Origin of the sequence: Pseudomaricurvus sp. (assembly GCF_965662505.1) — a bacterium.
In the GTDB taxonomy this organism is placed as follows: domain Bacteria; phylum Pseudomonadota; class Gammaproteobacteria; order Pseudomonadales; family Cellvibrionaceae; genus Pseudomaricurvus.
Map to the genome: position 1 here is coordinate 1 of NZ_CBFIHX010000151.1, position 6,730 is coordinate 6,730.

Here is a 6,730-nt window from a genome sequence, read left to right on the forward strand (position 1 = left end):
TCATTGCTGTCGCGGTACAGGCCATCGACGTGCAAGGCGAAAGCGCCGCTACCGCCGTCCAGGCGAAACACGCTGGCGGAACCGTCATTGACACTGCTGTAGCGGGTTTCGAGTGCGCCGCTTATGCCCTCTGCCTGACGAGAGGGAATTCGCCCATCTATCACATTTACCACACCGCCGATGGCGCCGCTGCCAAAGCGCAGAGTCGACGGCCCCCGCAGGATTTCAATTTGATCCGCCAGCAGTGGCTCAGTGGTATTGGCGTGGTCGGCACTGGTGTTGGAAGCATCCAGTGTATCCAGGTTGTCCTGCATGACCTTCACGCGATTGGCGCTCTGACCGCGAATGATTGGGTTGCCGACACCGGGGCCGAAGGACGCTGAACTGACACCTACCTGGCCAGAGAGAGTATCGGCCAGGGTTGCCGACGCATCGCGACGCAACTGATCGCCATTGAGTACCGACACCGGACGGGCGTTGTTGCTGTGTTGGTTGTGAATGGGAGACACGCTGACAATCACTTCTTCCAATTGGCCGGAGGCAGTGTGGTTGTGGGGTTTGTTGAACTTTGAGGTCTGAGTGTTCTGATCATCGGCGTAGACATTCAGACTCAGGCCGGTATTGGTGGCCATAATGACGGCGGCCAGAGGTAACAGACGGTACTTCGTTGTATTTTTCAAGATTGTATTTTTCAAGGTGGAGCTCTCCAAAAAACCTGTGCGCGTTAAGACCTCATGTCATCAGGTCCTTGAGGCACGCAGCCACAGGGGTCTCTAAACATCAGGCCTGTAAGGCATCAGGTCAGTAATGCGTTAGCCGGAGTGCAATGAGTGTTGGGCTGCGATTTGGCCAAGAAGCCGGGAACCGCACACAAGCTCATCACGCCAACAGGCTGATAAAACCAGTCAAATAGCGTTTTGGTTTGAAATAGACGTTATAAAAACGTGAGAGGAGAGCCCGCAGGTGGGGCGCGAATAGCGCTGGACCGGAAGGGGGCCTGGGTAGCTCGGGTGGTATCAAGATCGACGGGCGCAAAGGCCACTTGCTCAGGCAATCCGGGCAGAGCGTGACTGCCGGACAGGGCGGTTAAGTTGGTGTGGTGCAGACACAGGGTACAGTCCGCGACATTGTGGTCATCCAGATGCTGGTGAGCAACGGTGGCCAGTTGCGCAAGAGCCAGCAGCAAAAGCAGCAGTGGCAGCCAGCGTCTGGCGGATTGGATGGTGAGTGTCGGGTGCATAGCGTTATGGGGCGATGCCGGAACCTGTGTGGGTTAGTAATGTTATATGGTTACATTTTGCGTCGGAAGAGCGCAAGCTGAAATTGATTGAAAATGTGATTCACAGACTAAAACAGATGTCTATTTGGGAGAGTTTGCAGTTATTTCACCTCGGTGTTTTGAAGGCCTGGTAAGCAGGGGAGGCGCTGGCTCGTGTAGAAGGCAATGGTGGAATCCTTCGATTGGAGCCTGCTATGGGAACAATAGGAAACCAGTAGTAGGCCAACAGTAGGCCAACAGGGTCGGAGCGGGGTATAATTCGCGGCTCGATACCGGCAGCTGGTGGGTGAACCGTCAGTCTTAGCCGCTTTTCACGAATGACCGGAGATCAATATGGCGGAACGTACCGCATCCGTGAGCCGCGATACGCTCGAAACCCAAATTACCGTGACCGCGAATCTGGAAGGCAAGGGCACAGGCACCTTCGATACCGGCGTGCCTTTCCTGGAGCACATGATGGATCAGATTGCCCGTCACGGACTGATTGATCTCGACATCACCTGCAAAGGCGACACCTACATCGATGACCACCATACCGTGGAAGACATCGGTATCACCTTGGGGCAGGCGGTAGCCCAGGCGCTGGGTGACAAGAAAGGTATTCGTCGTTACGGTCACGCGTATGTCCCCCTGGACGAGGCTCTGTCTCGCGTGGTTATCGACTTTTCCGGTCGTCCGGAACTGATTATGCACGTACCGTTTACCCAGAAGCGCGTGGGCAAGTTTGATACCGAGCTGTTCTGGGAGTTTTTCCAGGGCTTCGTCAATCACGCTCAGGTAACCCTGCACATCGATTGCCTGCGTGGTCACAATGCGCACCACCAGATTGAGACCGTGTTTAAAGCCTTTGGTCGTGCCCTGCGCATGGCGCTGGAGCTGGATCCGCGTATGGCGGGGATGATGCCGTCCACCAAAGGGACGCTCTAAGTCGAGCAGGCTGACCGCAACTGAAATCGTCGTCATTGCGAGGAGCCCGAAGGGCGACGCGGCAATCCATTATGAGCACTCTGCACAGATAGCTCTGCCATACATGGATTGCCGCCTAAAGCCCCTACTGTTGGCGCTGCGCTCCTCGCAACGGCGGTTGCATCATTTTATGGGTGCGGGCAGAGGTCAGATTTTCAACGAGTTTCAGACTTTCAACGAGTTACAGAACACAGAGAACCAGTATGTCGACAAATCGCATTGCCGTGATTGATTACGGTATGGGCAATCTTCACTCCGTGGCCAGTGCCCTGGAGCACGTGGCGCCAGAGGCCGAAGTGACCATTACCTCTGATCGTGCCGTGATCGAACAAGCCGATCGCGTGATCTTCCCCGGCGTGGGCGCTATTCGCGATTGCATGGCCGAAATCCGCAACTCCGGTTTTGATACGCTGGTGCCTGAAGTCATCGCCAGTGGTAAGCCGATTCTGGGTATCTGCGTGGGCATGCAGGCGCTGATGGATCACAGCGAAGAGAACAACGGCGTGGAATGTCTGGCTCAAGTGCCGGGCACAGTGCGCTTTTTTGGCAAGAACCTGCGCGACGAGCAGGACGAACAGCTGAAAGTCCCACATATGGGCTGGAATCAGGTCACTCAGTTGACCGATCACCCGCTGTGGCAGGGCATCGAGAACGGCAGTCGTTTCTATTTCGTGCACAGCTTTTACATTCAGGCGGAAAAGCGCGAGCAGGTGGTGGGCAGCTGTCACTATGGTCTGGACTTCGATGTCGCCATCAGTGATCGCAACCTGTTTGCGGTGCAGTTTCACCCGGAAAAAAGCCACACCGCGGGCTTGCAGCTGCTGAAAAACTTCGTCCACTGGGATGGTCGGGTTTAAGCTCGGCTCACCACAAAGATCAGAATTCGGACCCTGCTTCTGAATTCGGAACCTACTTTCGGTAAACAGTTATGGCTCTCGCAAAACGTATTATTCCCTGTCTGGATGTGGACAATGGCCGCGTGGTCAAAGGGGTCAACTTTGTCGGCATTCGCGACGCCGGTGATCCGGTGGAGATTGCCAAGCGCTACAACGAACAGGGCGCGGACGAAATTACCTTTCTCGATATTACGGCTACTCACGAAGGTCGCGACACCACAGTGCATACGGTGGAGCAGATCGCGTCGGAGGTCTTTATCCCGCTGACGGTGGGTGGTGGCATTCGCACCATCGATGACATTCGCACCATGCTCAATGCCGGCGCTGACAAGGTCAGTATTAACTCGGCGGCGGTGCACAATCCGGATTTCGTCCGTCAGGCCTCCGAACGTTTCGGTGCCCAGTGCATTGTGGTGGCCATTGACGCCAAACGCGTCAGTGCTGACGGTGAGCCCGGTCGCTGGGAAATCTTCACTCACGGAGGCCGCAAGCCTACCGGTATCGACGCGGTGGCCTGGGCGGCGAAGATGGCTGACTATGGTGCCGGTGAAATTCTGTTAACCAGTATGGATCGTGACGGCACCAAAAACGGTTTCGATCTTGGCGTGACCCGCGCCATCAGCGAAGCGGTACCCGTGCCGGTGATCGCATCGGGGGGTGTGGGTAATTTGCAGCACCTGGTGGATGGAGTCAAAGAGGGTCGGGCGGATGCCGTCCTGGCAGCGAGTATTTTCCACTTCGGTGAGCACTCAGTGCCGGAAGCGAAAGCGTTTATGCAGCAACAGGGCGTTGAAGTTCGGTTGTAACGGACGATCCGGCAAACAGATTAAACGAGCCGGTCATCAGGAAAGGGCAAAGCAGCAGGAAAGGGCAAGGCAACTGGACGCATCGGCAAGAGAGCCGTGCGCCCAGGGGTTCGCGTCTGGAAGGGGTCAGCCACGTGTTTAGGCCTAATGCTACGTGGTATTTATGCCACGTCGCGACCGTACTGCTCCAGCGTCGATGGGAAGTTGGGGTCACTGGTGAAAATAAACTCGATGAAGTCCGAGCAGCCAGCTGCTGCATCATCCTCGCTGTCGAATGGACCGATATCCACGCCTTCGCGGGTGGTGTAGTACCAGTAATCGTCTTTCTTGAAAAAGCGTTCGTTTCTTTCGGGTAGGCTTCCTGTCTCACCCTGACGTAAAGTTGTCATCATTATCTCCTTATTTCACCGTTACGAAACTTCTCTCACCACGCCTATGTAAGCCGTGGAAAATTTAAGAGTGGGTAATGGCGGTCCGTAAAAACGTCTGTCACGGAAAACCATTTACGTGCCAAAAGGTGCCGGAACTTTACCGTCTAAAAAATAAAGGTCAAGCCTCTTGGTGTGCAATCCTTGCCTGAAGATAGCTCTCAACGACACCATCATCATGTTTTTCGCGCTTCCAAGCAACTCATGACACGTAATATACAGTCATTTGTACCAATTGGCTGTTTGTCAGCCCAGTGTCCGCTGTGTCTTTATTAACTATAGATCCCGTACCGAAGAGGGAGTTTCCGTTTGAGCCTGAGTTGTTGGGTTCTGTGACACAGTCCCCGCTAAAAGGCGTGAAACTGGCACCAATTGAACGCCGAGACGTCCAAGTTCGGGCAGAACGCGGTCCAAATAGGCCAGTGTCTCGGGGTACGGATGGCCGATGGCTATTGCGCTACCGCGCTCACGGGCTAACTGGATCAGAGTATCAAACTGCTGGCCAATGGCTTCCGCGGTGCGGGTGTTATCGAGAAAAACATCCCGTTTGCGGGTCGGAACACGATTGGCCTCGGCGGTTTGAAGGGCCACGCTTTGGGCGCTGGTGCGGCTGTCGATAAAGAACAGGTTTTCCTGCGCCAGTGCGGTCATCAGCCACTGCATGGGTTGCGGTCGCTGAGTCAATTCGCTGCCCATGTGGTTGTTGAGGCCGCGGACATGGGGGATGGAGGCCAGATTGCCTGTCAGTGTGGTTTCGAACTCCTGTTGGCTCATCTCTGCTGTCAGGCCACCCACATCCAGCTTGCGGTGCTGAACGGTACTCATGGGCACGTGCAGCATGATTTCCTTACCCTGTTGAAAGCCCAGCTCGGCCAGCTTTGCTCCGTGTGGGCTGTGTGGCAGCACCGCCAGTGTCAGCGACCCGGGGAGGCTCGCGGCCTCGGTGCCGTAAGGCAGGCTGTAGCCCACATCGTCGATGATGATGGCAATTTTGATGGGCGTGTTGGCGTCAGACGTTTCGGGAGTTGCAGGCTGAGGCTGCGGGGGAGCGATGGCGTGCTCAGGACTTGTCGCCTCGGAAGATGTCGTCGGGAGCGTCTCTGAAGATGAGATGGGTGTCGTCGACCGTGGCTTTTGAGGTTGTATCGCGCTGCCTTGAGCATCAGCCGGAGCTGATTGCGCGGCTGGGTGAGTGTCAATGTGAGGACTGTCCGACTTGCCGAGCGTGGCTTTCCAGAGAGAATAGCCGAACAGTGTCAGGCACAGTCCCAGAGCGGTATACAGTAAGAGGGTGGTCAGTTGTTTCAAGGGAGGCTCGCGCGTTGATCGTGAGTGCTGTACCAGCCGGTCATGTCTTGTATATCGATATCTTATGACTCGACTGGTTCGATGATCAGGCGATCATAGCACAGCACATTCACGCTCTTTGAGAGGTCAGTCTTCTTCCGGAAGGGGCTCGTCCTCCAGCGCGGCCACGGTCTTAGCTGGCCGAGGCAGGTGATTGCCAAACAGGTTGAGACCTTTAAGCAGATTCAGAGCTTCAAAGACCTGATTGTCTTCTGAAAATAAATTCTCCTTCTGACTGTGAGCATCTGCGCGGGACTTGCTGTCCTGAGCCTTGCCGCCGTTGGCGTTATCCAGCCGTCCCTGTAAGTCGGCTTCAGTAATGTGCAGACCGCGGGACTTGAGGGCTGTGACCTGGGCGCGTTCCACTTCAATGTCGGGGATGATGCCCTGAGCCTGAATCGAGCGGCCGTTGGGGGTGAAGTAGAGTGCAGTGGTGAGCTTGATGGCGCGGTCTTCGGCCAGAGGAATGACGGTTTGCACCGAGCCTTTGCCAAAGCTCTGAGTGCCGAGAATCACGGCGCGACGATGATCCTGCAGTGCGCCGGCGACAATTTCCGAGGCGGAGGCTGAGCCGTCGTTGATCAGAACCACGATGGGCAGTCCGTGTGTCAGGTCGCCGGGTTTTGCCTTGTAGCTCAAATCGGAGTTGCTGACGCGGCCTTCGGTGTAGACGATCAGGCCGTCTTCCAGAAAGGTGTCCGCCACTTCCACAGAGGCCTGCAAGACACCGCCCGGGTTGTTGCGCAGGTCGAGGATTAGCCCTTTCAGACCCGGATCTTCTTTCTCCAGTTTTTGAATGGCCTTGACGGTGTCTTTACCGGTATTGACCTGAAACTGGGCGATACGCAGATAGCCGTAGCCCTCTTCAATAATTTTGGAACGCACACTTTGTACGGTGATGATGGCGCGGGTCAGTTCCAGATCAAAGGGTTGCTCTACCCCTTCGCGCACGATGGTCAGGGTAATATCGCTGCCTTTCGGGCCGCGCATCAAATCAACCGCGTCATT

At 55.7% G+C, this 6,730-nt stretch carries 8 protein-coding genes; 3 read left to right on the plus strand and 5 right to left on the minus strand.

Annotated elements, in window-relative coordinates:
- Nucleotides 1-695 (minus strand): TonB-dependent receptor plug domain-containing protein (locus tag ACTG33_RS15260; RefSeq protein WP_439136083.1); only part of this gene is annotated, 695 nt, incomplete at its 3' end.
- Between the two features lie 239 nt (nt 696-934).
- A complete protein-coding gene (locus tag ACTG33_RS15265) occupies nt 935-1,240 on the minus strand; it encodes a hypothetical protein (RefSeq protein WP_439136084.1) in 306 nt (101 codons plus the stop codon).
- A gap of 372 nt (nt 1,241-1,612) precedes the next feature.
- Here ACTG33_RS15265 and hisB point away from each other — a divergent pair, with 372 nt between their 5' ends.
- The 3 genes from hisB to hisF all read left to right on the plus strand — a co-directional run bounded on the left by hisB (nt 1,613) and on the right by hisF (nt 3,947).
- Nucleotides 1,613-2,206 carry an imidazoleglycerol-phosphate dehydratase HisB gene (gene hisB / locus ACTG33_RS15270; RefSeq protein ID WP_439136085.1) on the plus strand — a complete coding sequence of 198 codons (594 nt, stop codon included), beginning with the start codon at nt 1,613-1,615 and terminating at the stop codon, nt 2,204-2,206.
- 242 nt (nt 2,207-2,448) lie between these two features.
- Nucleotides 2,449-3,102, plus strand: a complete 654-nt coding sequence (hisH, locus tag ACTG33_RS15275; protein ID WP_439136086.1) for an imidazole glycerol phosphate synthase subunit HisH — start codon at nt 2,449-2,451, stop codon at nt 3,100-3,102.
- A gap of 71 nt (nt 3,103-3,173) precedes the next feature.
- A complete protein-coding gene (hisF, locus tag ACTG33_RS15280) occupies nt 3,174-3,947 on the plus strand; it encodes an imidazole glycerol phosphate synthase subunit HisF (protein ID WP_439136087.1) in 774 nt (257 codons plus the stop codon).
- Nucleotides 3,948-4,108: 161 nt separating this feature from the next.
- Here hisF and ACTG33_RS15285 read toward each other — a convergent pair whose 3' ends face one another.
- From ACTG33_RS15285 to ACTG33_RS15295, 3 genes are all read right to left on the minus strand, one after another.
- Complete coding sequence (locus ACTG33_RS15285; RefSeq protein ID WP_439136088.1) at nt 4,109-4,336, minus strand: DUF6316 family protein; 228 nt, start codon at nt 4,334-4,336, stop codon at nt 4,109-4,111.
- Between the two features lie 315 nt (nt 4,337-4,651).
- A complete protein-coding gene (locus ACTG33_RS15290; protein ID WP_439136089.1) occupies nt 4,652-5,683 on the minus strand; it encodes a divergent polysaccharide deacetylase family protein in 1,032 nt (343 codons plus the stop codon).
- 126 nt (nt 5,684-5,809) lie between these two features.
- A partial coding sequence (locus ACTG33_RS15295) for a S41 family peptidase (protein WP_439136090.1) occupies nt 5,810-6,730 on the minus strand: 921 nt, incomplete at its 5' end.

Coding starts and splice junctions, on each gene's coding strand:
- ACTG33_RS15265 (WP_439136084.1), bottom strand. CDS start 1,240: ATGCACCCGACACTCACCATCCAATCCGCCAGACGCTGGCTGCCACTG.
- hisB (WP_439136085.1), top strand. CDS start 1,613: ATGGCGGAACGTACCGCATCCGTGAGCCGCGATACGCTCGAAACCCAA.
- hisH (WP_439136086.1), top strand. CDS start 2,449: ATGTCGACAAATCGCATTGCCGTGATTGATTACGGTATGGGCAATCTT.
- hisF (WP_439136087.1), top strand. CDS start 3,174: ATGGCTCTCGCAAAACGTATTATTCCCTGTCTGGATGTGGACAATGGC.
- ACTG33_RS15285 (WP_439136088.1), bottom strand. CDS start 4,336: ATGACAACTTTACGTCAGGGTGAGACAGGAAGCCTACCCGAAAGAAAC.